The sequence below is a fragment of the Streptomyces sp. NPDC001599 genome (genome assembly GCF_042893535.1).
Taxonomy (GTDB): domain Bacteria; phylum Actinomycetota; class Actinomycetes; order Streptomycetales; family Streptomycetaceae; genus Streptomyces.
Window position 1 is genome coordinate 1 of record NZ_JBIAVA010000027.1, and the last position, 24021, is coordinate 24021.

A 24021-nucleotide genomic window follows, 5' to 3' on the forward strand; every position below is an offset into this window, starting at 1 on the left:
ATGATCGGGATGAGCCGTCCTGGCTCCTGGACTGGGTGCCTGCGATGTGCTGGCCACGTGTACTCCTCGGGCTACCGGCAACGCTGCCGGGGCGGATGGGCGAACTCTCGTCCCTGAAGACCGTCTTCACCCGACCGATGTGACACATATGCTCCGCTTTGCGCGAAGTGTGTCGGAGCCAGTCCCCCGAAGGACGGACTCAGCTCCAGTAGTCGCTCAGTCGATCGGTACGGGACAGTTCGCGCTGCTCCCGCGGGGTCAACGGGCGCGGGGCGGCGGCCGCTTCGACTGCCTTGACCGCGTCCTCGCTCAGTACTCCCCCGGCGCCCAGTGCCTCAAGGAGCCGGGACAGGGCGTCGGTGTGCGCCGCGACCTGTTCCAGGGCCCGGTCCAGCCGCGGCCGGGCTGCGAGGTCCAGCGCGGAGGGTGCCTTCTCGGGGCTGCCCTCGTCGCCGACGAGTTCCAGGTGATGACGCCGGGCCCCTTCCTCGGTCCGCTGCCACACACAACGTCCGAAGCGCATGCGCACCGGTGTGTCGCTGATGCCCCGGCGCGTGACGTCGTACCAGGCCCCGGGCTCCCTGAGGAGTTCCTCCAGGTGCTCGTCGTCCTCGCCGCTCAGCTCCGCGACGACCGTCACCGTGATGGTGTCCTCGTCGGCCCGTTCCCTGTACATGCCCGGGACGATGCGCACTCCCTCGACCTCGAGAGCTTCGGCGTACAGGATCTCGACCTCCTGGATCTCGATCCGGTAGACGTAGATCTCGGGACGGCGGCCCTGGGAGGATGCGGTCCAGCCCTGCGAGACGCGCCAGGCCGCGTCGCTTCCTTGCAGGTGGTCTCCGTCCGGCGTGGCGGCCGCCTCGAGTTCGGCGTCCAGTTCCTGGTGCCGCTCGTCGGGTACGTGCAGTTGCAGGGCGTACCGGCGCAGGGGCCGACCGCTGTGGGCGGAGGTGACGGGAGGCAGTTCGGCGGCCGTGATCTCGCGGAGCGCGCCGAGCAGCGTGAGGTTGAGGGTCGTCATCAGCGGTTCTCTCTCGTGCCGTTCGTGTCGTCGGGGTCAGGAGGTGGTGTCCGGCGCGGGCCGGCCGGCGAACCATTCCCGGTAGGTGGTTCGCGCGATGAAGGCGTCGGGGCCCGGCAGCAGGTCCCGGGGCCGGAGCCGCGCGCCGTAGAAGGGGCTGAGGGCGTCAGTACGGACCTGCCGGTACTCCGCCTCCGTCAGCAGGGCCGTGCGCACGAACGCGTCCAGCCGGAACTGCTCGGGACCCGCGATCTCACGGACTCCGTTCACAGGCCGCGTCACTGCGGTGTGCGCGAGCAGCGTCGCCACGTCGGTGAGGGAGACCGGGCGCACCTCGGCGGGCGGAACCCACACGATCCAGTCCTCGGTGGCCGCCGTCGCGATGTCCTCCGCCGCGTCGAAGGTCTGTGTGGCGCGAAGGATGGAGTACGGGATCCCGGACCGCCGGACCATGGCCTCCCGGTTCCTCAGCGCCCGGAAGACACCCTCACTGCCGATACGGTCCACGCCGACGACGGAGAGGCACACATGGTGACGGACGCCGGCGGCGGCCCCGGCTCTGAGGAGTGCGCCGGTGGATGCGGCCCAGGAGTCCACGAGGGTCGCCTCGTCCACGACCAGGCCCCGGTCCTCCGAGAGAGTGCCGATGTCGGCGGACGGCTGATGGGCGAGGTCGACGAGCACGGAGCAGCCCAGCAGCGCCTCGGCGACCTCGTCGCAGACGGGCGCGTGCGGATCGCCGGGGGCCTGGACGAGGGCGACCTCGTGTCCGTGGTCCCTGACGCAGAGCGCGGTCTCGACGCCCATGAGGCCTCCACCGTCGACCACCACGACCTTCATACGAGTAACCCTCCTGGCCTTGTGCCACCGACCGGACCGTGCGAGCAGCCACGGGACGGTGTCGGTGCGCCCGCCGGCGATCGGCTGAGCGTTTGACCGGGCGGGCGGCCGATGTGTGACACGGAGAACGCCCCGGTCGGCGATGGCTCACACTGAGCGGAACGACATCGATGTGAAGCGAAGGGAACAGTGTCACTGGTGGACTCGACCGGCGCGGCCGGTACGTCGCACGACGCAGTGCGGATCCAGGACGGCGCGGCGGCCTCCCCAGCCACGGGATCCGTGTTCGCCAACTTCCGCCAGTACCTCATGGGACGGGGCGCCACGGACCGCCCGGACCTCGGTGCCGACCTCTTTCCGGCAGCGCGACCGGCAGCGGCCGTGAACGACCCGCGCCGGCGGACTTCGCCGGTCTGCGGGCCTCAACCGGACTCGGCGGCAGCTTCTGCCTGGATGCCCCGCAGCAGGCCGGTGGACTGGCCCACCTCGATGAGGTAGCCGTCGGGGTCGCGCAGGTAGCAGCGCAGCTCGGCACCACGATCGACGGGCTCGGTGAGGAAGTCCGCGCCCCGAGCGACCGCGTGCGCGTAGAAGGCGGGCAGGTCGGCCACCCGCACGTTGAGGAAGCTGGACACGCGCTCACCGCTTCGGGGCGGCTCCAGCGTGACCCCCGGCTTGTCGGGGGTGGGGCCGCCACCGGGGTTCATGATGATCCAGCTGTTGGCGACCTTCACCATCGCCGGGTTCTCCGCCATCACCACCTCTCCGCCGAAGACGTCGGCGTAGAAGCGCCGGGAGACGGCGACGTCGCGCACCGTGAGGAAGTGCGTGAGCAGGAGGCCGTGTTGCGGTGCGGGCAGCTTCCCCGGTGGTGTCATCGACCCGTCGTCCCTTCATGAGCCCGAGCAGTCACGGGTCGGCTCCGGACGTCCGGCCCGCCGGCGTCCGCGCGGGTGCCGTCGTCGCACCCGCATGCGCCTGCGAGATGTGACCGGGTCGGCGGCCGGTTCGTGACACCGGTGACCGCCCTCGGCGGAATGCGACGACCCGGCTTCGGTGGACCGGGAACGCGGTACCGCCTCGTGTCCGGAGCCGACCCGACGCGCCATTCGTCAGATGAGTTCCAGGCCGCCGTCGACGGTGAGCACCTGACCGGTCGCATGGCGTCCGGCCGGGTCCGCCATGCGGAGGATCCAGTGAGCCACCTCGTCCGCGTGTGCGATGTGGTGGGTCGGGATGCGGTCGCGCTCATAGGCGTACATGTCGTTGGCCGCCTCCGGCGTCAGACCGGCGTGCAGCATGACGTCGGTGCGGGTGGGGCCGGGAGCGACCGAGTTGACGCGGACGCCCTCGCCGGCCAGCTCCAGAGCCCAGCTCCGTGTCATCTGCTCGATGGCGGCCTTGGTGGCCGCGTAGTGCGCGCCTCCAGCCATCGGGCGGTGCCCGTAAGTGCTGGAGAGGTTGATGATGGACCCCGAGGTCCGGCGCAGGTGCGGCAGGGCTTCGTGAGCCAGAAGACTGGGCGCGACGACGTTGAGCGCCAGCAGATCGACGATCGTCTGCTTCTCGGCCTCCGCCAGTGGCATGACCGCTGTCGCACCGGCGTTGTTGACCAGGTGGTCGAGGCGCCCCCACCGCTCAACGGCCGCACCCACCACCTTGCCGGGCGCGTCGTCGTCGCGGATGTCGATCGCCAGGACGCCGATGTTGGTGTGGGCCGCGGCGGTCTCCTTCAACAGCTCCTCGCGACGCCCTACTCCGAGCACGCGCGCTCCCGCTTCGGCGAAGGCGACGGCGGTGGCTCGGCCGATGCCGGTTCCCGCACCGGTGACGATCACGACGTGACCGGAGAACGTCTGGTGGGGGTGGTTTACGGACATCAGGAACTCCTTGTTCGATGTTCGATGTACATAGAACACTATGGGCAGGGGTCGGCGAGGACGTCAAATGAGGAGGTGGCGACGGCGGCCGGGGCGCGCGGAGTCAAAGCTGTCCGTGCGCACGGGAGTTGCCGCAGCGCGTCGCGGGCGCCCGCTTCACATACTCATGCACACGCCAAAACAAGGTGTGACACGGGCAGTACGCGTGCGGCACGCAGTGCTCTTACGGGGTCAGGCCTGCTCGTCCCGCTCGGTGACGTGGTCCCCGATGTGGTCGGCGACGGCGGCGGACAGCAGCGCCGGCAGGAAGCCGGGAAAGCGAGCCTCCAGGGCATCGCCCCGCAGCTTCACGAAGCAGCGCGTGCCCTCCTGGCGGGTCTGGGTCACGCCCGCCTCGCGCAGCATCTTGAGGTGATGGCTGAGCGTGGACTTGGCGACGGGAGCACTGAACTGCCCCCACCCTTTCTCGGTGCCGTCGGACAGGATCCGGACGATGCCCAGCCGCGTCGGATCGCTGAGCACCCCGAGGAGGCGAGGCAGGGAGATCTCGCTGTCCGCGGGTGACGCGTGGTGATCCGGCATACGGCCATGCTACCGAACGTTCGGCGACTCTCGAACATGGGTTCCCGCACCGTCGCTCCCTCCTCCACGCAGGTAGCGGAGCAGGTCCTTGTCGGTCTCCTCGACGTGGAGCTGGCGCACGACCTCCTCGACCGCCTGGCTCAGCAGGGGAGATCCCAGCCGTAACACGTCGTGCGCGACGGCGGTCAGCTCGATCTCGATGCTCCGGCGGTCGTTGGACGCGGTGTGCGTGGTGATCAGGCCGCGTTCCTGCAAGCGAGTGACCAGGCGGCTGGTGGCCGACTGGCTCAGCCCCGTCCCGTTGGCCAGGTCGCTCAGATAGAGCAGTCCCGTACCGGCTGCCACCCCCTCGTTCAACGTGCGCAGGGCGTAGAACTCGCTCACGCCCAGGCCCAGCTGCCGGTGCAGGTGTCGCTCCATACGGGCTTCGATCCGACGGTGGACCCGGGTCAGCCTGTTCCACTGTGCGATCAACCTGGCATCGTCGCTCATGGGTGGTGACCTCCCTGCTGTCCCCGGCGGTCCGACTGCTCGGTGCCGGGGCGGTCTCCCGGCGCGAGGGCGCGGCAGGTGAGCCGCACCCGCTTGCCCGCACAAGGGAGACAAGACGGAGGCCTCGGATGTGACAACAGGGGGCCGGGCGAGGTCTGGCGGCGCGAACGCACCGGCCCAGGGCGGAGCGAGCCGCTTCGCCGCTCGCCGTCACGCGGCCTGACGGGCCGGGACGTGCGCCGGGCCGACCGGTCTGCGGGACGGGTGTGCCAGGCGGCGCACCGGCTCCCCGGGGACGAGCAGTCGTACGAGACCGTCGAGGTCGCCGGTGTCGGCGGCGGTCCGGAACGCGATGACGAGACGACGGTGCGACTCGATGGGGATCGGCCGCTCGCGCTCGCTGTCGAGTCGGGCCTGGGCGCGGTGGACCACCACGCGTGCGTTCGGGGCGCTGATCCGCAGCAGCTTCGCCAGCTCCGTATAGGTGTAGTCGAAGCCCTTGCGCAGCACATAGGCGGCCAGCCGGTCCGGCGTCAGCCTGGCCATGAGGAGGGCCAGGGCCGACTCGATCGCCGCGGTCCGCTCGGCGCGGAGCATCGGGTCGTCGGACGAGGCGAGGTCACCGAGGTCGGCGAAGCGCGGTTCGGACGGCGTCTCGTGCCGGCGCCGCCCGGACTGGATGACGTTGATGGCCAGGCGGGTCGTGGTCGTGGTCAGGAAGGCGACCGGGTTCTTGACCTCCGCGCGGTCGGTGAGCTGCCAGCGCACCCACGCCTCCTGGACCACGTCCTCGGCTCCCGCGGCGTCCCCGACGATCCGGTAGGCGATCCGGAACAGCCGGTTGCGTTGGGCCAGGAAGACGTGGAGGGCGGTGTCCAGGTCCCCCTCGGCAGGCCGGGCGGCCGGGGTGCCGGCCGGCGTGGTGGTCTCCGGACTGGGCGCGGACATCGGGACTCCTTCGGGTGAACGGGCGCCCCTTCAGGGGCGATGGGTCCACCCTCCGTCCGCGGCACCCCTCGTCGCGCCCTTGTTGTCCGTAGTCGAGTCCGTGGGGCCCCGGGGGCCAGGGCCTACGGACTCAGCCCGCACGCACCAAGCCCTCGTCGTCCCGGTCCGTGGGCGGGTTGCTCGCCAGGGCCCCGGGCAGGGCGCGGCGGGAATTGATCCCGAGCTTCGTGTACACCTTGCGCAGGTGCCACTCCACGGTGTGCGGGCTGATGAACAGCTCCGCGCCGATCTTCGCGTTCGTCATGCCGTCGGCGGCGAGCGTGGCCACCTGTGACTCCTGGGGGGTGAGCGCGCTGGTCACCGCGGCCTCCCGCACCCGGACGTGCTCCCCGGTGGCGAGCAGCTCGCGGCGGGCCCGCTCGGCGAAGGCGTGCGCCCGCATGCCGTCGAACATCTCGTGAGCCGTACGCAGGTGCCCGCGGGCCAGCGATCGCTGGTGGGTGCGGCGCAGCCACTCGCCGTACAGCAGGTGGCTACGGGCCACCTCCACGGTGACGCCGCCGCGCTCGAACTCCTCGATCGCCGCACGGTAGAGACGGTCGGCCTCCTCGCCGTCGGCGAGCAGGGCCCGACTACGGGCCGTGGCACCGCCGGCCCAGCCGGAGTCGGCCGCGCGGGTGAGATCGACCAGCCGGTCCAGTGAGGCTCTGGCCTGTTCCAGCTCACCGCACCGGGTGGCGGCCTCGATGTGCTCGATCAGTGACAGACCGGCGAAGTTGAACCCGTCGTGCTCGATGCCGGTACGCGCGGCCTCCAGGGCCTCCTCGTACCGTGCCAGGCCGTTGTACAGCACTCCCTGGATGTAGCCCATGGCGCCCAGCAGGGAGACCTCACCCCGCTGGTCGGCCCGCTGCCTGGCCTCCTCGATGATCCCGGAGGCGACGTCCGCCTCGCCCCGCCAGGCGGCCAGGACCAGCGTGGCGTACTTGTGCGGCGCGTGACCGGTCGCGGCGGCCAGGGCGTCGGCCTCGTCGATCATCCTGTCCGCCTCGGCGAAGTCGCCGTAGTGGATGTGCACTCCACCGGCGTAGACGAGGGCCGGCGGCAGTGCGCCGAGCGCGCCGATGTCACGGGCCAGGCGCACCGCACGATTGGACAGTGTGTCCCACGCGTGCAGGTCCCAGGCGTAGTGGATGAACGCCTCCAGCGCCACCGGTACGAGCAGGAGCCACCGCACGGTGGCCTCCCGGGTGGGCAGTTCTTCGCCGGCCAGCAGTTCCAGGGCGCCGCGCAGCGCCGGCACACCGGTCTCGTAACCGTCCGTGAGGAGCGCGGCCACACCGTCCAGGAGCAGGTCGGCGGCCTCGGAGCCGGAAGGGGGTGCACCGGACGCGCGGGCGGCGATCGCGGCGGCGCGGGCCCCGGCGGGGCCGTGTACGCGGCCCGCGAAAATGGTGGCGCTGATCGCCTCCAGGTACGTCTCCCGCGCCAGCGGCGAACCGGCGGCCGTGAACTGCGCGGCCGCGTCGAGGAGCAGGGGCGCCGCCTCGTCGCTGCGGCTGCGGGCGAAGAGGATCCTGGCCCGCAGCCGCGCCAGGCGAGCGCGGTCCAGCGGGCTCAGGGGGCACAGTTCGGCCACTGTGGCCAGCTCCGTGGCCCGGTCGGGCGCGGCGGCCGAGAAGTGCGCCTCCGCTGCCGCCAGGGCGCGGCGCCCTCGCGACCGGCGGTCCGGTGTCACCTCGGCGGCGCGTTCCAGCAGTACCGCCTCGGCCGCGATGCCGCCGCGTTGCCGGGCGCGGCCGGCCGCGCGCTCCAGTCCCGCGGCGACCTCCTCGTCCGGTCCGTTCGCGGCCTCGGCGGCGTGCCAGGCGCGCCGGTCGGGGTCCAGGACCGGGTCCGTGGCGGCGGCCAGGGCCCGGTGCACCGATCGGCGTGCTTCGGGTGCGGCTTGGTGGTAGACCGCCGAACGGACCAGCGGATGCCGGAACCGGACGGACTCGCCCAGCTCGATCAGGCCGGCGACCTTGGCCGGGGCGGCGAAGGGGGTGATCTTGAGCGTGGCGGCCGCGCGGGCCAACAGCCTCGCGTCACCGACCGGTTCCGCCGCGGCGATCAGCAGCAGCGTCCGCGTCGCCTCCGGCAGCGACCCGAGCCGCTGGGCGAAGTCCCGCTCGATCCGGCTCGCGACCGGGCCCTGGACGATCGGGTGACCGGACGAGTCCAGGCCGTAGGCCAGTTCGGCGGCACTGCGGCCTCGGGAGAACTCCAGCAGAGCGAGCGGATTGCCGTGCATCTCGGCCACGAACCGGTCCCGGATCCGCTTCTCCAGTCGGCCGCCGACGGCGGTTTCCAGGAGTTCCCCCGCGGCGGTGGCGTCGAGGCCGCCGATGCGCAGGGCCGGCAGACCGGTCAACGCCTCCTGCCCTTCGGGGTCGCGCACCGCGAACACCATCGCGACCGCCTCGGCGAGCAGTCTCCTCGCGACGAACTCCAGCGTCTGCAGGGAGACCTGGTCCAGCCACTGCGCGTCGTCGATCAGGACGAGCACCGGTCGCGCCTCCGAGGCGCGGGTGAGCAGCGTGAGTACGGCGAGGCCGACCAGGAAGCGGTCGGGCGGATCACCGGCCGCCATGCCGAACGCCACGCGCAGGGCTTCCCGTTGGGGTGCCGGCAGGTCGTCCAGCTGGTCGAGGAACGGCGCGCACAGTTGGTGCAGGCTCGCGTAGGGCAGTTCCATGTCCGCCTCGATGCCCTGCGCCCGGGTCACCTTCGTCCGTGACGCCTGCGCGGCCAGGTACTCCAGAAGCACCGTCTTCCCGATGCCCGCTTCGCCGCGGATCACCAGCACACGGGAACCGCCTTCACGCAGGTCTGCCAGTAGATCGTCGAGTGCCTCGCACTCGCGGTGCCGGCCGACCAGGTCCGGAAGCGGGCTGGCGATCATGCGCGTGGCTCCTCAGGTGCTCCGGGGACGGCGAACTCCCGCATCGAATGCCGGGAGCAATCCCTTTCACAATACCCGGAGCACAGAGCACACCTTGTGTCCATACCTTGTGACACACTCCACATGTGAGATGGCGCCAAGGTTGTCACACGGGGCCCCGCAAGCCGGTCGGTCCTCTCGTACGACCGAGGCGGCGACGGTCTAACCCCGGCCGCCGCGCCGGGCGGTCGGCGTGTCCGGGAGATGCCGGGACGCCCATCCGGCCAGCTCGCTCAGGATGGGCATCAGAGCAGTCCCGTCCGGAGTGAGGCGGTAGCGCACCGTGACGGGCGGGCCGGGCTCCACCTCGCGGTATGCGAGACCGGCGGCGGACAGCTCGGAAAGCCGTTCCGAGAGGACCGAGTCACTGATGCCCTCCACCGCGCGCCGCAACTCGGCGAAGCCCAGGGGTCCGTGCTGGAGGGTGGCCAGGATGACGCCGTTCCACCGCTTGCCGAGGAAGCTGAACGCCTTGCTCAGCGCACCGTCGCAAGCCGCCGGATGGTGCTGCTCCGCCGCCGCGCCGTCCGCGTCGGCCGATCGAGTGCCCTTCGCCTTCTCCATGCCCTCAGGGTAACCGGGTGCTACTCTGCCGAAGGTCGCTCTGTTTTTCCTAGTGACCAGGGTTATCGTAGTTACTCCCACATAACGAGCACCACGCGCACAACGAGCCAGGAGCATCCCCATGTCCGTTTCCGGACCTCTCCCCCGCATTCCCGCCGAGGCCGGCGCCGCGCTCTTCACCGACGCCCGTACCGCGTACTCCTTCGCCGGCACTCCGGTCGACGACGCGACGCTCTCCGGCATCTGGGAGCTCGCCCGCTGGGCACCGACCGCCGCGAACACCCAGCCGATGCGCGTCCTGTACATCCGCACGGCCGAGGGCAAGGAGCGCCTGCTGCCGCACCTCGACGAGGGCAACCGGCCGAAGTCGGCCTCGGCGCCCGTCGTCGCGGTCCTCGCCGTGGACCACCGCTTCCACGAGCACCTCCCGCACGTCCTGCCCGTCCGCCCGGAGATGAAGGAGTACTTCGAGGGCGAGCCCGCCCAGCGCGAGGCCATCACCTCGTTCAACGGACCGCTTCAGGCCGGATACTTCATCCTCGCCGTCCGCGCCCTCGGCCTGGCCGCGGGTCCGATGGCCGGCTTCGACCCGGCCGGGATCGACAAGGAGTTCTTCGCCGACAGCGACTGGCACTCCATCCTCGTGGTCAACATCGGGCACCCGGCCGGCCCCCCGGCGTTCGACCGCATGCCGCGCCTGACCCACGAGCACGCCCTCGACTGGGCCTGACCCCCGGCGGGCGTGAGAGCCGCACCGTCACGGGACCGGCAGCAGGGACAGCAGTCGGAGGTTGGTGTGGCTCTCCGTCCCGGGTGTCGCGGTGTAGACGACGAGCCGCTGGCCGTGGTCGGGATCGATCAGTGTCTGGCAGTGCAGTTCGAGTGTCCCCACCTGTGGGTGCACGAAGCGCTTGGAGGCGCAGTACGGTCCCAGCACGGGGCGTTGCCGCCACAGGCCGGCGAACTCCGGACTCTCCCGGTTCAGCGCGTCCACGAGCGCGGCGGCACCGGAGTCGCCCCCGTCGCGGGAGTAGGCGCTGTGGAGGTCGGCCACCATGAGACGGCTCTGCTCGGCGTGATCGCTCGCGGGGTGGAGCAGACGGGCGGCGGGGTCCGTGAACCAGCGGTAGTGGGAACTGCGCGCCAGTCCCGTGTAGGCCGTCTGGTCGCCCAGCAGGGCCATCGCGGGACGTGTCTGGCTCAGCGTCTCGCCCAGGTGGTTCATCACCTGGGCGGGAGTGTCCTCCAGCCGGTCCAGGATGCGCATCGTCCCGGGGGCGACGTGATCGCCGCGTCGCGCACGGCGCGGCAGGGCGTGACCGGCGAGCTGGAAGAGGAGATCGCGTTCCTCCAGTGACAGGCGCAGGCCGCGGGCCATCGCGGTGAGCATCTGCTCCGAGGGGTGCGGACCCCGCGGCTGCTCCAGCCGGCTGTAGTAGTCCACCGACATGTCGCACAGGGCCGCGACCTCCTCCCGGCGCAGTCCTCCGGTACGCCTGCGGCGGCCGCGGGGCAACCCGACGTCCTCGGGTTGCAGCGCCTCGCGGCGTGCCCGCAGGAAAGCGGCCAGCGCCGCGCGGTCTGCCATGGTCGTCCCTTCGGTGGGTCAACGGCGTGAACGTCGTCTCCGGGGTGCGTCATTCCCGGCGAACAGTGTGTTGCGCGGACACGGTGGCGTGGTGCGTCAGCGTGTGATCGCCTTGGTCTCCAGGAACTCCTCTAGGCCCGCACGGCCCATCTCCCGGCCGTTGCCGGACTGCTTGTACCCGCCGAACGGCGCCTGGAAGTTGTGCTGGCCGCCGTTGACGTCGACCTGGCCGACACGCAGGCGCATGGCGATCGCCATGGCATGGTCCTCGTCCCCGGTCACCGCGGCGTTGAGGCCGTAGACCGTGCCGTTGGCGATCTCGACGGCGTGTTCGTCGTCGGTGTAGGGGATGACGACGAGGACGGGGCCGAAGATCTCCTCCTGGGCGATGACCGACTCCGGTGCGACGTCGGAGAAGATCGTGGGCCTGACGTAGGCACCGGTCTCGAACCCCTCGGGCCGGCCGGGGCCGCCCGTCACGAGGGTGGCGCCGTCGGCGATGCCGCGCCGGATGTAGTCGTCGACGCGTCGGCGCTGGGTCTCCGAGGCGAGTGGTCCGATCCGCGTGCCCTCGGCCGTCGGATCACCGACCACGTACTCCTGGGCGGCGGTCCGGAGCCTGTCGACCACGGCTGTCTGAAGGTCCTCCGGCACGAGCATGCGCACGTAGGCACCGCAGGCCTGGCCGGCGTTGGCCCAGGCGAAGGCGAGTCCGCGGGCGACGGCCGAGTCGAGGTCGGCCTCGGGGAGGATGATGTGGGCCGCCTTGCCGCCCAGTTCGAGTGCGACCCGCTTCACCGTTCCGGAGGCGGCACTGGAGACGCTCTTGCCGGCGCGGGTGGATCCGGTGAAGGAGATCATGTCGATCTTCGGGTGGCGGGACAGGGCCTCACCGACGACCGGGCCGGTTCCCTGCACCACGTTGAACACACCGTTCGGCAGCCCGGCCTCCGTGGCGATCTCCGCGAACATCCGGGCGCTGAGGGGAGACAGCTCCGAGGGCTTGAGGACGACAGTGTTGCCCGCCAGCATCGCCGGGACCACCTTCGTCACCAGTTGCTGGAGCGGGAAGTTCCACGGGGTGATGGCGCCCACCACTCCGACGGGCTCGCGGACGACGAGCGAGTTCTCGACCGTCTCGCTCCACTCGAACCGCTCGGCCGCGGCGATCGCGGCCAGGGTGGACGCGACCGGGAAGCCGACCTGCGCCTGCCGGGAGAAGGCGATGGGGGCGCCCATCTCCAGGGTGATGGCGGCCGCCAGTTCCTCACTCCGCTTCTGCAGGCCCTCGGCCAGGCGTCGCATGACGTCCGCCCGGTACCGCGGGGGCGTCGCGGCCCATCCGGGGATGGCGGCGACCGCGGCGTCGACTGCCATGTCCACGTCTTCGGCGGTGGCCTCGTGCAAGTGGGCGACGACCGACTCGTCGGCGGGGTTCACCACGTCGATCAGCGGTCCGGAGCCGGTGACGGCACGGCCGTCGATCCAGTGGGAAGGAGTCGGGAAAGGAGTCCTGGGGCTTTCGTTCATGTCGCCCAGCGAACACCGCGCGGCGCGGGACATCCATGCCCTCCCGTGCCCATGATCCGGGTCACAGAACCGTGCGCGCGTGGCACTGCCGTGGGACGTCGCGGCCGCGGCGCGAGGCGCCGCCCGACGCTCCCGGCCCTCACCACGAGGGCGCCGCCGACCGGTCGCCGGGGCCGTCCAGACCCGTGCGCCCGAGTGCGTCCAGCGTGATCCTGCGGACCTCCAGGTCCTCCGCCGTGACGGACCCGCCACCCCGCGCCTGCCTCTCCCGGGCACTGTTGGCGCGCGCCAAGGCGACGCGCACCGCCCGGGAGACGTCACCGGCCTCACCCACCACGTAGTACAACCGGACCACGCGGGAAGCGGTGGTTCGGAACGGCACGCCGATCAGCCATTTCTCGTGCTGTACGTACCCGTGGGTTCCTGTCTCCGTGGTCCCCGAAGGGCTGGAACGGTCCATCGCGGTCAGCATGTGAGGTCGTCTCCTCTCGGCTTGCGATGCCGGGCCGGACGGGTCCGGCGCCGGGACACCGGCGCGAGTATGGGAAAGAAGGCGTTCTGCCCTCTTGATGAGACGGCTCTCCGTTCTGTGACAGCCGCCGCCGCTGGCGACCTCGGCGGCAACCCCTGCCCCGGCCGCACGCCGTGTTGTTATGCTCGCCGCGTGTGGGGGGCAGCGTGAGCGGGGAGGGTCCTGAGCGGCTGCGTGGCCGGCGCCGTGAATGCGACGTGCTGGACGGGCTGGTCTCGGAGGTGGAGGCAGGTCGCAGCGCGGTGCTGGTGCTGCGTGGCGACGCCGGCATCGGGAAGTCCACCCTTCTGGATCACCTGGCGGCACGCGTCACCGCGCACCGGGTCGCCCGGGGAGCGGGTGCCGAGTCGGAGATGGAGCTTCCGTTCGCGGGACTGCACCAATTGTGCGCTCCCTTCCTCGGGCACACCGGCTCCCTCCCGCCGCCGCAGGCAAAAGCGCTGGCCACGGCGTTCGGGGTGAGCGCGGGGCCGCCTCCGGACAGGTTCCTGGTCGGTCTGGCCGTGCTCGGGCTGCTGACCGACGTGGCCGCCCGGCGACCGCTGTTCTGCCTCGTGGACGACGCCCAGTGGCTCGACCGGGTCTCCGCGCAGACGCTGGCCTTCGTGGCGCGGAGGATGCTCGCCGAACCGCTGGCCCTGATCTTCGCCACCCGTGAGCAGCGGGGCCGCGACGACCTGGCCGGCCTGCCCGAGCTGACACTGCACGGGCTGGACGACACCGACGCCCGCGCGCTGCTGGACGCGAGCGCCGAAGGCCCGATGGACGAGCGGATCCGCGACCGCGTCCTCGCCGAGGCCCGCGGCAACCCCCTGGCGCTGCTGGAACTCCCCCACGGCCACGTCGATGCGGAAGCGGTCGAGGGGTCCGCTCCGCACGGTCCCGGAAGGGTGACCGGTCGTATCGAGCGGAGCTACCTCGCGCGGGTCCGCTCGCTCCCGGAGCCGACGCAGCGCCTGCTGCTGGCGGCCGCCGCCGAGCCGGTCGGTGACGTGTCGCTGCTCCGGAGCGCCGTCGAGCGACTGGGCGTCGCCCCGGACGCGGTGGAGCCGGCGGTGACGGCGGGGCTGCTCGACGTCGGCACGCTGGTGCGTTTCCGGCATCCGCTGCTGCGCTCCGCGATCTACCGGTCGGCCGGGCTCGCGGAGCTGCGGGAGGTGCACCGCGTGCTGGCCGAAGCGACGGACCCCGGCGTCGACCCCGACCGCCGTGCCTGGCACCTCGCGCGGGCCACGGTCCGGCCGGACGAGGTCATCGCCGCGGAGCTGGAGTCGTCGGCCGGACGAGCGCGGGCGCGGGGCGGCACCGCCGCGGCGGCCGCGTTCCTCGCCCACGCGGCCGTGCTGACGCCGCACCCGCGGCGCAAGGCGACGCGCGCCCTCGCCGCGGCCCAGGCGAAGCTGCGTGCCGGTGCGCCCGCCGCGGCGCGCGACCTGCTGGAGCTGGCACGGGCCGGCCCGCTCGACGAACTCGGCCGGGCCCGTGCGGATCTCGTCGAGGCCCGGATCTCCTTCGCCTCCAGCCGCCTGGACGAAGTGCTCCCCAGGCTGTTGGCCACCGCGCGACGCCTGGTCCCGCTCGATGTGGGTTTGGCCCGCGAGACGTTCCTGGACGCCCTGTCGGCCGCCATGTTCGCCGGACGCCTCACGTCGGAGGCGCTCGTACGCGAGGTGGCGGCGGCCGCGCGCGGGACGGCCCCGCCCCGCACAGGACCGCCGCGCAACGCCGATCTCCTGCTGGACGCGCTCACCACCCGTTTCCTCGACGGGTATCGCGACGCGGTCACCGTCTCGCGCGAGGCGGTACGCACGTTCCGCCGGGAGACCGAGCCCGACGAGGTACTGCGCTGGTCGTGGGTGGCTTCGGCACTGGCGGCCGACATGTGGGACCACGAGGCCTGGACGGAACTGGTCACCCGTCATGTGCGCACCGCCCGTGCGGTCGGCGCGCTGACCGAGTTGCCGCTGGCGCTCAATTCGCGGGTGGTCGTCCACACGACCGCCGGTGAACTGGACGCGGCGGCGCTGCTCCTCGCGGAGACCGGCCGGGTTCAGGAGGCGGTCGGTGACGGCTTCACGCCGTACGGCACGATGACGCTCGCCGCCTGGCAGGGGCGCGCGAGCGAGGCCGCACCGTTGATCAAGGCCGGCACGGAGGAGGCCCTCGGCCGCGGTGAGGGCATCGGGGTGGCCGTCGCGAGCCGGGCGCAGGCCCTGCTCCTCAACGGCCTGGGCCGGTACGAGGAAGCGCTCGAAGCCGCCCGTCGGGCGAGCGCGCACCCGCAGGACCTGGTCGCGGCCGGCTGGGGACTGGTGGAGGTGGTGGAGGCCGGGGCGCGCAGCGGCCGGCTCGATGTGGCCGAGGCGGCACTGGTCCGGCTGACCAGCGACACGGACGCCGCTGCCACGGACTGGGCACTGGGCGTCCAGCTGCGCTGCCGCGCCCTGCTCGGTGACGGAACGGCGGCCGACGAGTTGTACCGGGAGGCGATCGAGCGACTCGGCCGCACTCAGGCCGCCATGGAGACGGCCCGGGCGCGTCTGCTGTACGGGGAGTGGCTCCGGCGGGAGGGCCGCCGCGCCGACGCCCGAACGCAGTTGCGGATGGCCCACGCCCAGTTCGCCCGGTTCGGCGCGCAGGCGTTCGCCGAACGCGCCGTCCGCGAACTGCGGGCCACCGGTGAGACGGTGGCCCGCCGCGACGCTGCCGCCGTGGCGGCGCTCACGCCTCAGGAGAGCCAGATCGCGCGCCTGGCCCGGGACGGGCTCACCAACTCCGAGATCGGCGCCCAGTTGTTCCTGAGCCCGCACACCGTGGAATGGCATCTGCGGAAGGTGTACGCCAAGTTGGGCATCACCTCCCGGCGCCTCCTGAGCACGGTCCTGTGAGCGGCACCGCCTGACCGGGTGTCAGGCCGCCCTCAGGGACGCGAGGTGCGCGTCGAACGTCCGGCGGCCGCGCAGGTACTCGCCGCGTGGCAGCAGGCCGCCCGTGGTCATGGCCTTGCCGGCCTTGCCCGGGAGCGTCACCGGCACGACGAGGCGGCGGCGGCCCCGCGCTCGCGCGATGCGACGCGCCATGTCCACCATGTCCAGCTGGTCGGGTCCCGCGATCTCGGGTGCCATGCCCGCCGGGCCCTCGACGGCGTGCTCGACGAGCGTCTGGGCGACGTCCCGGGCGGCGACGGGCCGGGTCAGCATTCTCGGCACCATGACCACCGGTGACGCACTGTTCAGCAGCGGTTCCGGGAACTCGAAGAACTGGGTGGCGCGCACCACCGTCCACGGCACGGCTGAGTCGCGGACCAGTTCCTCCTGGGCGCGCTTGCCGAAGTAGTAACCGAAGTCGACCTCGTCACTGCCGACGATCGACAGGGTGACCAGATGCGCGACCCCGCCGGCGCGCGCGGCGGCGATCAGGTGGCCGGTCGTGCGGGAGAAGAACTCGACGGCGGTCCTCCTTCTCGTGGTGACGATGTTCGCCACGTCGATCACCGCGTCGCTGCCGGACAGTTTCTCGCCCAGACCCGCGCCGGTGGTGAGGTCCACGCCGTGCGAACGGGCGAGGACCACCGGTGTGTGCCCGGCGGCCCGCAACTCGGCGACTACGTACTTCCCCACCAGACCGGTTCCTCCGGCCACGGCCACCCGCATGTGCTGCCTCTTCCCGCCGACATGGTTCGTGCGCTACACCCGGGTGACAGGACGCGCGCCCCGTCTGTGACACCCCGACACCCCCTCGCCGGCAGGACTGTCACAGCCGCCCGCACCGCTCGGTCATTGCGGAAGAGGGATCTGACGGGCCCCACCCGGTCCCCGTACCTCGGCCGAGAGGAAGACCCATGACCACGCGCATCGTGACCGTCGCCGAAGGCGTCCGGCTCACCCGTTCCGTCTCGATCGGCACGCACCACCTGACTGCCGACGAGCCCGAGCCCATCGGCGCCGACGAGGGCCCCACCCCGGGCGAGCTGCTGCTGGCCGCGCTGGGGTCCTGCACCTCCATGGCCGTGCGGGCTCTGGCGGACCGGCACGACTGGCCGCTGGAGCGGATCGACGTGGCCGTGCGGTTCGGGAAGCAGGGTGAGATCGTCAAGAACGTCGGGCTGACCGGCGACCTGGAGCCCGCTCAGCGGGAGCAGTTGCTGGCGGCGGCCGGGCGCTGTCCCGTCCACCGCCTGCTGGCCCGGGAGGCGAAGATCGTCACGGTGCCCGCGCTGCTGGCGGAACCGGAGGCGTCGCACGTCTGAGCCGGCCTTCGGCGGGCGGGTCAGGGCGCGGTCGCCATCGCCTCCAACCGCACCGAGCCGATCTCCTTGCGGGAGGAGACGCCGAGTTTCGCGAAGACCTTGCGCAGATGCCATTCGACCGTGTGCGGGCTGAGGAAGAGCCGCGCGCCGATCTCCGGGTTGGTGAAGCCTCCCTGCACGAGCCGGGCGATCTCTGCCTCCTTCACGGTGAGGACCGCGGTCTCCGCCGGGGCGCGGCCCCGCACCTTGACGCCGACGGCCTTCAACTCACGCCGGGCGCGTTCCGCGAACGCCTCGGCCCCGGCGGCGTCGAGCATCTCGTGTGCCTCGCTCAGGCGGGTACGCGCCTGCGCCCGGCGCCGTTCCAGGCGCAGCCACTCACCGTGCCGAAGCCGTGCGCGGGCGCTCTCCATCCGGACCCCGGCCGTGTCGAGCCGCTCGATCGCCTCCCGGTGCAGGGCGTCGGCCGTCTCGCCCTCGCTCACCAGGGCGCGCGCCGCCGCGGAGGTGCCGAGCGCCCAGGGGGTGCCGCTGACCTGGGCCATCTCCTCAATCGTGCGTACGGCCCCGGCGGCCCGCTCGGTACGGCCGAGGCGCACGGCCGCTTCGACGAGTTCGACCCGGGACTGGAGGGACAGGCCCAACTCCTGCGGGTTCTCACAGCCCCGCTCGGCCGCGGCGTAGGCCTCCTCGTATCTGCCGAGGCCGTTGTAGAGGACGGCGGCGGCCCATTGGGTGGCCGTCGTCACCTTGCCCTCCCCGCGCAGGAGGCGGTCCTGGGTAAGGGTCTCGATCGCTTGCCGGGTGGCCGGCTCCCGCCCTCGGAAGGGCTCCAGGACAAGTGCGCCGTAGTGGGCGAAGAAGCTGCTGCCCGTGGCTTCGCCGATCGCGCTCGCCTCCACGGTCAGGGAGGCCGCCCCGCGCAGGTCGCCGGCGAACACCCGGTTCGACAGGCGCAGCAGGAGGGCCGAGGGCAGCACGGCGAGCGCTCCGTTGCCGCGGGCGAGGTCGACCAGCCGTGCCGACAGTTCGGACCAGGCGGCGAAGTCCCAGGTGTTGTGCGCCATGCGGCACGCGAACGGCAGCCAGCCCAGGCCGTCCTCCCGGGAGAGTTCCCCTTCCCGGAACGCCGCCACGGCGTCCAGGAGAATCGGCGCGCCCACCGCGTAACCCTCGGTCACCACCCGGGCGAGACCGGTCAGGAGGCTGGTCTCCCGGCTCTCGGTGCCGGTGTGGCCCGGCGTGCTGAGCACCGCGTCGGCGACGTCACGGACCCCGCCCGTGGCCAGTCGGCCCGCGGTCAGAGCCGCGTAGATCGCGTCCCGGTACGTCTGGTCGGCGAGTGCGGAGTCGAACGGCTGGAGCCGCTTCGCCGCCTCGAGCAGCAGCGGCAGTCCGGCGCTGGCGCTCTTGGCCGCCGACATGATCTGCCCGCGCAGCAAGGTCGCGCGTCCGGCTCCGGCCTCGTCGAGATGGCTCAGCTCCGCCGCGTCGACCAGTTCCCTCGCGGTGTCGAAGGCGCCCGCCTGGTACTTCGCCCGCGCCGCGGCCAGCGCCCTGGCTCCGCGGCGCACCGGATCGGGGGTCAGCGCGGTGGCCCGGTCCAGGAAGGCCGCCGCCGCGGCGACACCACCGCGCGCGTGCGCTCGCCCGGCGGAGCCCTCCAGTTCGGCGGCGACGTTCTCGTCCGGGCCCGTCGCGGCACTGGCGAGGTGCCAGACACGGCGTTCGGGATGGAGCGTGGCGTCGATCGACTCGGCCAGGGCCGCGTGCACGCGCCGGCGTTCCTCGAGCCCGACGGCGCGGTACGCCGCGGAGCGCACCAGTGGGTGACGGAAGCGGACCCAGGTGCCGAGGGTCATCAGACCCGACGCCTCGGCTTCGGTCGCGGCGCGGTCCACGTCGATACCGAGGCGTTCGGCGGCGCTCCGCAGCAGGGACACGTCACCGACCGGTTCGGTGGCGGCGATGAGGAGCATCTGCTGCGTCTGCGCGGAGAGGGACCGGATGCGGCGGAGGAAACCCGCCTCGATCTGGCCGGACAGGGGACGGCTCTCCGGTACGCCGAATCCCCCGGCCATCTCGAGGAGGGTCAGGCCTCGCGGCAGCTCCACCAGGGCCAGCGGATTGCCGCGCGTCTCGGCGACGATGCGGTCGCGGACCCGCTGGTCGAGCGGGCCGGTGACGACCGAGTCGAGGAGCTCGCGGGAATCGCGCTCGCCGAGTCCGCGCAGGGCCAGCTCCGGAAGGTCTGCGAGCACCTCGCCCGAGCCGGATTCGCGAACGGCCAGGACCAGCAGGACAGGCTCGGCGAGCAGCCGTCGGGCGACGAACTCCAGCGTCTGGGCCGAGACGCGGTCCAGCCACTGCGCGTCGTCGACCATGCACAGCAACGGCTCCTCGCCGACTGCGGCGGCGAGGAGGCTCAACGTGGCCAGGCCGACCAGGAATCGGTCGGGAGCGTCACCGACCTGCATGCCGAAAGCCGTGCGCAAGGCGTTGCGCTGTGGCTCGGGGAGACTCTCCAAGTGGGAGAGCAGAGGTGCGCAGAGCTGGTGCAACCCGGCGTAGGAGAGCTCCATCTCGGACTGCACGCCGACCGCTCTGACGACGCGGCACCCGGTGGCCCGGTCGAGCAGGTGGTTCAGCAGCTCGGTCTTGCCGATGCCCGCCTCACCGCGCACCACCAGTACTCCGCTGCGACCCGCTCTGGCCTGCGCGAGGAGGTCGTCGAGGACCTTGCACTCGTCCTGCCGCCCGATGAGCTCGGTCCCTGCGCCGTCCCTCACCATGGCAGCCTCCCGGCTGTCACGATACCCCGGCGTTTCACTTTCCGTAGACCTGTCTCAAACTGATTGCCGGGGCGCGTGCCCGTCGTCCCGACCTCGCGTTCCGGCCGGGGCGCACTGGCCGGAAGCCGCCGCTACGGATTCCGCGGTGACGCGGTGACGCGTCGGTGGATCAGGTCATCGATCCCACGACGACCGCCGTGCACACGAAGATCGTCAGACCGATCGCGGTCATGGCGATCATCGTGCCTCGCAGCCAGCGGCCGAACCGGAGGCGGTGTGCCGCCTCGGCCTCGCCGATGCGCTCCGCTATGTGCTCGGTCACCATGCGGGCGACGTACTTCTGTTCCTCCAGGTACCACCGCTCCAGGTCCGTCCGCTGCCCGTGGGTCAGCCCGTCGGCCCTCGCCGCGAAGGCGGACACCCTTCGGCGAGCGGCACTGAGGTGCGCCTCGCGGTACAGGAACGCCTGTATGTCGGCCAGCCCGCGAGCGGCCTGCTTGCTCGTGTTCATGAGGTACTCCCGTGTCACTCCGGTGGGACGTGACGCGGCGCCGCGGCGGGCGCGGTGCCGGTGGGCCGCCGCCGGTCCTCCCGGGGGCGGCGGCCCACCCTCCGCTCAGCCGGTCGCCTGCGCCGCCTCGTTGATCAGCCGGGCGACGTCGCCCGGACGGGACACGCTGACCGCGTGGGAAGCGGTGACGTGCACCACCGTGGCCTTCGCGCGCTCGGCCATGTACGTCTGCACCTGGGCCGGGATGTTGCGGTCCTCGGCGGCCACGAGGACCCAGGACGGGATGTCCTTCCACGCCGGCGCCGAGGCGCCCTCCGCCAGCGCGGCGTCGGCCACGGGCCGCTGGGTGGCCGCCATCACCGCCGTGGTCTCCTCCGGGACGTCGGCGGCGAACTGCTGGTGGAACCTGCTCTGCTCGATGTAGAGGTCCGCGGCGCGGCCGCCGCCGGGGAGCGTGACCGGTACCGGGCGGAGCGTCTCCCCGAGGGTGCTGCCCGGGAACTTGCCGGACAGGTCGAGCGCGCTCTCGCCCTCGTCCGGCAGGAACGCCGCGACGAACACGAGAGCCCTGACGTGGCCGAGTCCCGTCGCGGCGTTGCTGATGACCGAGCCGCCGTAGGAGTGCCCGGCGAGGACCACGGGCCCGTCGATGGACTCCAGGAGCTGTCTGACGTACGCGCTGTCCTCGGTCAGCCCGCGCAGCGGATTGCTCGCGGCCACCACCGGGTAGTCGTGCGACCGGAGTTTCTCGACGACGCCGTTCCAGCTGGACGAGTCCGCGAACGCGCCGTGCACGAGGACGACGGTCGGTTTCTGTGCACTCATGAGTGTGGCCTTTCCGGATCAGTCGGTGCCGAGGGCCTTGCGCAGAACGTGGATCGCCTGCTCGATCGCCGCGCTGGAGGCCTGCGTTCCGCGGACCGGGTTCAGCATCATGAAGTCGTGCAGGCTGGCGTTGTAGCGGACGCTCGTGGTCGGCACCCCGGCCTGGATCAGCTTGCGGGCGTACGCCTCGCCCTCGTCGCGCAGCACGTCGTTCTCGTCGACCACGACGAACGCCGGCGGCAGCCCCTGGAGGTCCTCCGGGGTGGCGCGCAGCGGCGAGGCCGTGATCTGGTCCCGCTCCGCCGGATCGGGGGCGTAGGCGTTCCAGAACCACTCCATGGCCTTCGCGGTCAGGTGCGGTCCGTGCGCGAAGAGTCGGTAGCTCTCCGTGTCCTGCCCGGCGTCGGTGACGGGGTAGTAGAGGGACTGGTGCAGGAAGGTCACGTCACCGCGCCGCTTGGCCATGTGGGTGAGGGCGGCGCTCATGTTGCCGCCGACGGAGTCACCGGCGACGACCATGCGGGAGCCGTCCAGGCCTTCGTCGGCGCCCTTGGTGGTGACCCACTGGGCGGTGGCGTAGGCCTGCTCGATGGCGACGGGGTACTTCGCCTCCGGGGAGCGGTCGTACTCGACGAAGACCACGGCCGCCTCCGCGCCCACGGCCAGTTCCCGCACCAGACGGTCGTGGGTGCCGGCGTTTCCGAGGATCCAGCCGCCGCCGTGCACGTAGAGGACGACGGGCAGCACGCCGGTGGTGCCGGCGGGCTTGACGATGCGCACCCGCACATCGCCGACCTCGGCGGGCACGGTGATCCACTTCTCGTCCACGTCCGGCTTCTCCACCGGACCCGACTGGACGTCGTCGAGCAGCTTGCGGGCTCCCTCGACACCGAGTTCGTACAGCAACGGCGGCTTGGCGGTGGCGTCGGCGAAGTCCTGCGCGGCGGGCTCGAGAACAAAGTCACTCATGGTCACTCCTTGCGGTGATGAGGCTTTTGGATGACTTTCCACCTCATGAGACCGCGTGAGGAGTCGATGTGTGACGTGTCGAGCCCGCACAACAATGTCGCTAGTCGGCGGCGACCCGGGTGGGATCCACCGGCCTCGGCAGCAGGAAGCCGTCGACGTACAGATCGACGTGCTCGTTGTAGAACGCGGTCAGTCCGGCGATGCGGTTGGCGTGGATGGTCGGGAAGTCGTACGTCCAGGCGATGTCCTCGTGGGCGCCGGTGTCGCCGTCGAACGACCAGTAGTCGCTCGTCGTTCCCTTGTAGGGGCACCGGGTCACCGTGTCGGAGTGCCGCAGCCGGGTCCAGTCGATGTTCATGGGGTCGAGGTAGTAGCGGGTCGGCAGACCGGTCTCGAACAGCTTCACGCAGCCGGAGGCCTCCGCCAGCACGACGCCGTCCACCTCGACCCGGACGGTGCTGCGCGAACGCAGCGCGTCCACCCGCGAGTACGGGCTCCGCGGATGGACGAAGACCGGCTCGTCCTCCTCGAACCAGGCGTCCAGCGCCTCCCATTCGAAACGCACCGTGTCGCGCAGGGCTTCGGGGGCGCCCTCCCCCCAGACCCAGGCAGCCCCCGCGCGGACCTCCGGGCCGACCCGCAGGGTGTGGCGGTGCGCGGGCCCGGCACCGAGCTGCTCGGTGTGCTTGTCGTCGTCGAGCACACCCTCCGCCAAGTCCTCGATCGGGATGCTGAACTGCGGGTACGCCTGCCACTCCCACACGTACAGCGCACGGCGGGTGTCGAAGGCGACACGGCCCCCGACCATTCCCCGGATGCGGCGGGGAACGGGCTCGACGTGTCCGATCGGGACGATGAGGCTGGGGTGCAGGATGCTCTCGGTAGCCATGGTGATCACCTTGGGGTTCGCTGATGGTGCGCTCGCCGTACCCGGGGCCCGGGAGTGCGGCGCCGACTCGGGCCAGACGGGCCCGGTCCTCTTCCTCGATGCTAACGCCCGCACCCGGCGACCACACCGAACGCGGACCGCGATGCACTCTTCTTCACACGGTGTGCCCAGAGTCGTGTCATGCCTGCGGACTGCGGGGCCGGGAACGGAAGGTGCCGTGCGTGCGGGCGCATCCGGCTGTCACAGAACGCGCGGGCGCCCGGTCAATGGTCCGTAACCGTTCCACCCTTGAGGAGATACGTCATGGACGCGCGCATCAACTACTTCGGCAACGCCCTCGCGGGCAAGGTCATGAAGCACCTGAACTCGGCCGGAGCGGCGGTCCAGGCCGCTCTGCCGGTCGCCACTCAGGAACTGGTGAAGATCCGGGCCAGCCAGATCAACGGCTGCGGCTTCTGCACGGACATGCACACCAAGGACGCCGCCGCGGCGGGCGAGGACCAGCAGCGACTGAACCTGGTCGCCGTGTGGCGCGAGGCCACGGTCTTCTCGGACGCCGAGCGCGCCGCCCTGGCGGTGACCGAGCAGGGGACCCGCATCGCGGACGCCTCCGGCGGTGTCTCGGACGAGGTGTGGGCCGAGGCCGCGAAGCACTACGACGAGGACCAGCTCGCCGCGCTGATCTCGCTGATCGCCGTCATCAACGCCTACAACCGGATCAACGTCATCAACCAGCAGCCCGCGGGCGGTTACAAGCCCGGCATGTTCGGCTGACGCAGCCGCTCCGGCCGCGCGGCAGCCCGGCCGGACGCGTGCCGTCCGT

At 71.8% G+C, this 24021-nt stretch carries 22 protein-coding genes; 4 read left to right on the forward strand and 18 right to left on the reverse strand.

Annotation, left to right across the window (positions count from 1 at the left end; genetic code table 11):
• Positions 1 to 199 precede the first annotated feature (199 nt).
• The 9 genes from ACFYZ3_RS37175 to ACFYZ3_RS37215 form a co-directional block, all read right to left on the reverse strand.
• Complete coding sequence (locus ACFYZ3_RS37175) at positions 200 to 1024, reverse strand: hypothetical protein (protein ID WP_388527460.1); 825 nt, start codon at positions 1022 to 1024, stop codon at positions 200 to 202.
• A gap of 36 nt (positions 1025 to 1060) precedes the next feature.
• Complete coding sequence (locus tag ACFYZ3_RS37180; RefSeq protein ID WP_388527463.1) at positions 1061 to 1864, reverse strand: SDR family oxidoreductase; 804 nt, start codon at positions 1862 to 1864, stop codon at positions 1061 to 1063.
• 422 nt (positions 1865 to 2286) lie between these two features.
• Positions 2287 to 2742 carry a VOC family protein gene (locus ACFYZ3_RS37185; protein WP_388527466.1) on the reverse strand — a complete coding sequence of 152 codons (456 nt, stop codon included), beginning with the start codon at positions 2740 to 2742 and terminating at the stop codon, positions 2287 to 2289.
• A 234-nt stretch (positions 2743 to 2976) separates the two neighbouring features.
• Positions 2977 to 3744 carry an SDR family NAD(P)-dependent oxidoreductase gene (locus ACFYZ3_RS37190; protein ID WP_388527469.1) on the reverse strand — a complete coding sequence of 256 codons (768 nt, stop codon included), beginning with the start codon at positions 3742 to 3744 and terminating at the stop codon, positions 2977 to 2979.
• Between the two features lie 231 nt (positions 3745 to 3975).
• On the reverse strand, positions 3976 to 4326 hold the full coding sequence (locus tag ACFYZ3_RS37195; RefSeq protein WP_388527472.1) for an ArsR/SmtB family transcription factor: 351 nt from the start codon (positions 4324 to 4326) through the stop codon (positions 3976 to 3978).
• A 9-nt stretch (positions 4327 to 4335) separates the two neighbouring features.
• Positions 4336 to 4746, reverse strand: coding sequence for a MarR family winged helix-turn-helix transcriptional regulator (locus ACFYZ3_RS37200; protein WP_388527475.1), 411 nt, complete (start codon positions 4744 to 4746; stop codon positions 4336 to 4338).
• A 282-nt stretch (positions 4747 to 5028) separates the two neighbouring features.
• The gene (locus ACFYZ3_RS37205; RefSeq protein WP_388527478.1) at positions 5029 to 5766 is read right to left on the reverse strand and encodes a sigma-70 family RNA polymerase sigma factor; all 738 of its coding nucleotides are present in this window, start codon (positions 5764 to 5766) and stop codon (positions 5029 to 5031) included.
• A 130-nt stretch (positions 5767 to 5896) separates the two neighbouring features.
• Positions 5897 to 8710, reverse strand: a complete 2814-nt coding sequence (locus tag ACFYZ3_RS37210) for a BREX system ATP-binding domain-containing protein (RefSeq protein WP_388527481.1) — start codon at positions 8708 to 8710, stop codon at positions 5897 to 5899.
• 201 nt (positions 8711 to 8911) lie between these two features.
• Complete coding sequence (locus tag ACFYZ3_RS37215; protein WP_388527484.1) at positions 8912 to 9313, reverse strand: winged helix-turn-helix transcriptional regulator; 402 nt, start codon at positions 9311 to 9313, stop codon at positions 8912 to 8914.
• A 121-nt stretch (positions 9314 to 9434) separates the two neighbouring features.
• On the opposite strand from ACFYZ3_RS37215, the gene ACFYZ3_RS37220 reads away from it, so the two are divergent.
• A complete protein-coding gene (locus ACFYZ3_RS37220) occupies positions 9435 to 10043 on the forward strand; it encodes a malonic semialdehyde reductase (RefSeq protein ID WP_388527487.1) in 609 nt (202 codons plus the stop codon).
• 27 nt (positions 10044 to 10070) lie between these two features.
• Here ACFYZ3_RS37220 and ACFYZ3_RS37225 read toward each other — a convergent pair whose 3' ends face one another.
• The 3 genes from ACFYZ3_RS37225 to ACFYZ3_RS37235 form a co-directional block, all read right to left on the reverse strand.
• Positions 10071 to 10901 (reverse strand): helix-turn-helix transcriptional regulator, encoded by an 831-nt coding sequence (locus tag ACFYZ3_RS37225; RefSeq protein ID WP_388527490.1) that lies wholly within the window; start codon positions 10899 to 10901, stop codon positions 10071 to 10073.
• Positions 10902 to 10997: 96 nt separating this feature from the next.
• Positions 10998 to 12464: an aldehyde dehydrogenase family protein gene (locus ACFYZ3_RS37230; protein ID WP_388527493.1), complete on the reverse strand. Its 1467-nt coding sequence runs from the start codon at positions 12462 to 12464 to the stop codon at positions 10998 to 11000.
• 106 nt (positions 12465 to 12570) lie between these two features.
• The gene (locus ACFYZ3_RS37235; RefSeq protein WP_388527495.1) at positions 12571 to 12903 is read right to left on the reverse strand and encodes a hypothetical protein; all 333 of its coding nucleotides are present in this window, start codon (positions 12901 to 12903) and stop codon (positions 12571 to 12573) included.
• A 206-nt stretch (positions 12904 to 13109) separates the two neighbouring features.
• Between ACFYZ3_RS37235 and ACFYZ3_RS37240 the strand changes: the two genes are divergently transcribed.
• Positions 13110 to 15851 (forward strand): ATP-binding protein, encoded by a 2742-nt coding sequence (locus ACFYZ3_RS37240; protein ID WP_388527623.1) that lies wholly within the window; start codon positions 13110 to 13112, stop codon positions 15849 to 15851.
• A 21-nt stretch (positions 15852 to 15872) separates the two neighbouring features.
• Here the strand turns inward: ACFYZ3_RS37240 and ACFYZ3_RS37245 are convergent, their stop codons facing one another.
• Positions 15873 to 16616 carry an SDR family oxidoreductase gene (locus ACFYZ3_RS37245; RefSeq protein WP_388527498.1) on the reverse strand — a complete coding sequence of 248 codons (744 nt, stop codon included), beginning with the start codon at positions 16614 to 16616 and terminating at the stop codon, positions 15873 to 15875.
• A 188-nt stretch (positions 16617 to 16804) separates the two neighbouring features.
• Between ACFYZ3_RS37245 and ACFYZ3_RS37250 the strand changes: the two genes are divergently transcribed.
• Positions 16805 to 17212 (forward strand): OsmC family protein, encoded by a 408-nt coding sequence (locus ACFYZ3_RS37250; protein ID WP_388527501.1) that lies wholly within the window; start codon positions 16805 to 16807, stop codon positions 17210 to 17212.
• Between the two features lie 20 nt (positions 17213 to 17232).
• Here the strand turns inward: ACFYZ3_RS37250 and ACFYZ3_RS37255 are convergent, their stop codons facing one another.
• From ACFYZ3_RS37255 to ACFYZ3_RS37275, 5 genes are all read right to left on the reverse strand, one after another.
• Positions 17233 to 20004 carry an ATP-binding protein gene (locus ACFYZ3_RS37255; RefSeq protein WP_388527504.1) on the reverse strand — a complete coding sequence of 924 codons (2772 nt, stop codon included), beginning with the start codon at positions 20002 to 20004 and terminating at the stop codon, positions 17233 to 17235.
• Between the two features lie 169 nt (positions 20005 to 20173).
• Complete coding sequence (locus ACFYZ3_RS37260; RefSeq protein ID WP_388527507.1) at positions 20174 to 20515, reverse strand: hypothetical protein; 342 nt, start codon at positions 20513 to 20515, stop codon at positions 20174 to 20176.
• A 105-nt stretch (positions 20516 to 20620) separates the two neighbouring features.
• A complete protein-coding gene (locus ACFYZ3_RS37265; protein ID WP_388527510.1) occupies positions 20621 to 21340 on the reverse strand; it encodes an alpha/beta fold hydrolase in 720 nt (239 codons plus the stop codon).
• Between the two features lie 18 nt (positions 21341 to 21358).
• On the reverse strand, positions 21359 to 22309 hold the full coding sequence (locus ACFYZ3_RS37270; protein ID WP_388527513.1) for an alpha/beta hydrolase: 951 nt from the start codon (positions 22307 to 22309) through the stop codon (positions 21359 to 21361).
• 100 nt (positions 22310 to 22409) lie between these two features.
• Complete coding sequence (locus ACFYZ3_RS37275) at positions 22410 to 23198, reverse strand: DUF427 domain-containing protein (RefSeq protein ID WP_388527516.1); 789 nt, start codon at positions 23196 to 23198, stop codon at positions 22410 to 22412.
• Between the two features lie 303 nt (positions 23199 to 23501).
• Between ACFYZ3_RS37275 and ACFYZ3_RS37280 the strand changes: the two genes are divergently transcribed.
• On the forward strand, positions 23502 to 23972 hold the full coding sequence (locus ACFYZ3_RS37280; protein ID WP_159324460.1) for a carboxymuconolactone decarboxylase family protein: 471 nt from the start codon (positions 23502 to 23504) through the stop codon (positions 23970 to 23972).
• Positions 23973 to 24021: the final 49 nt, after the last annotated feature.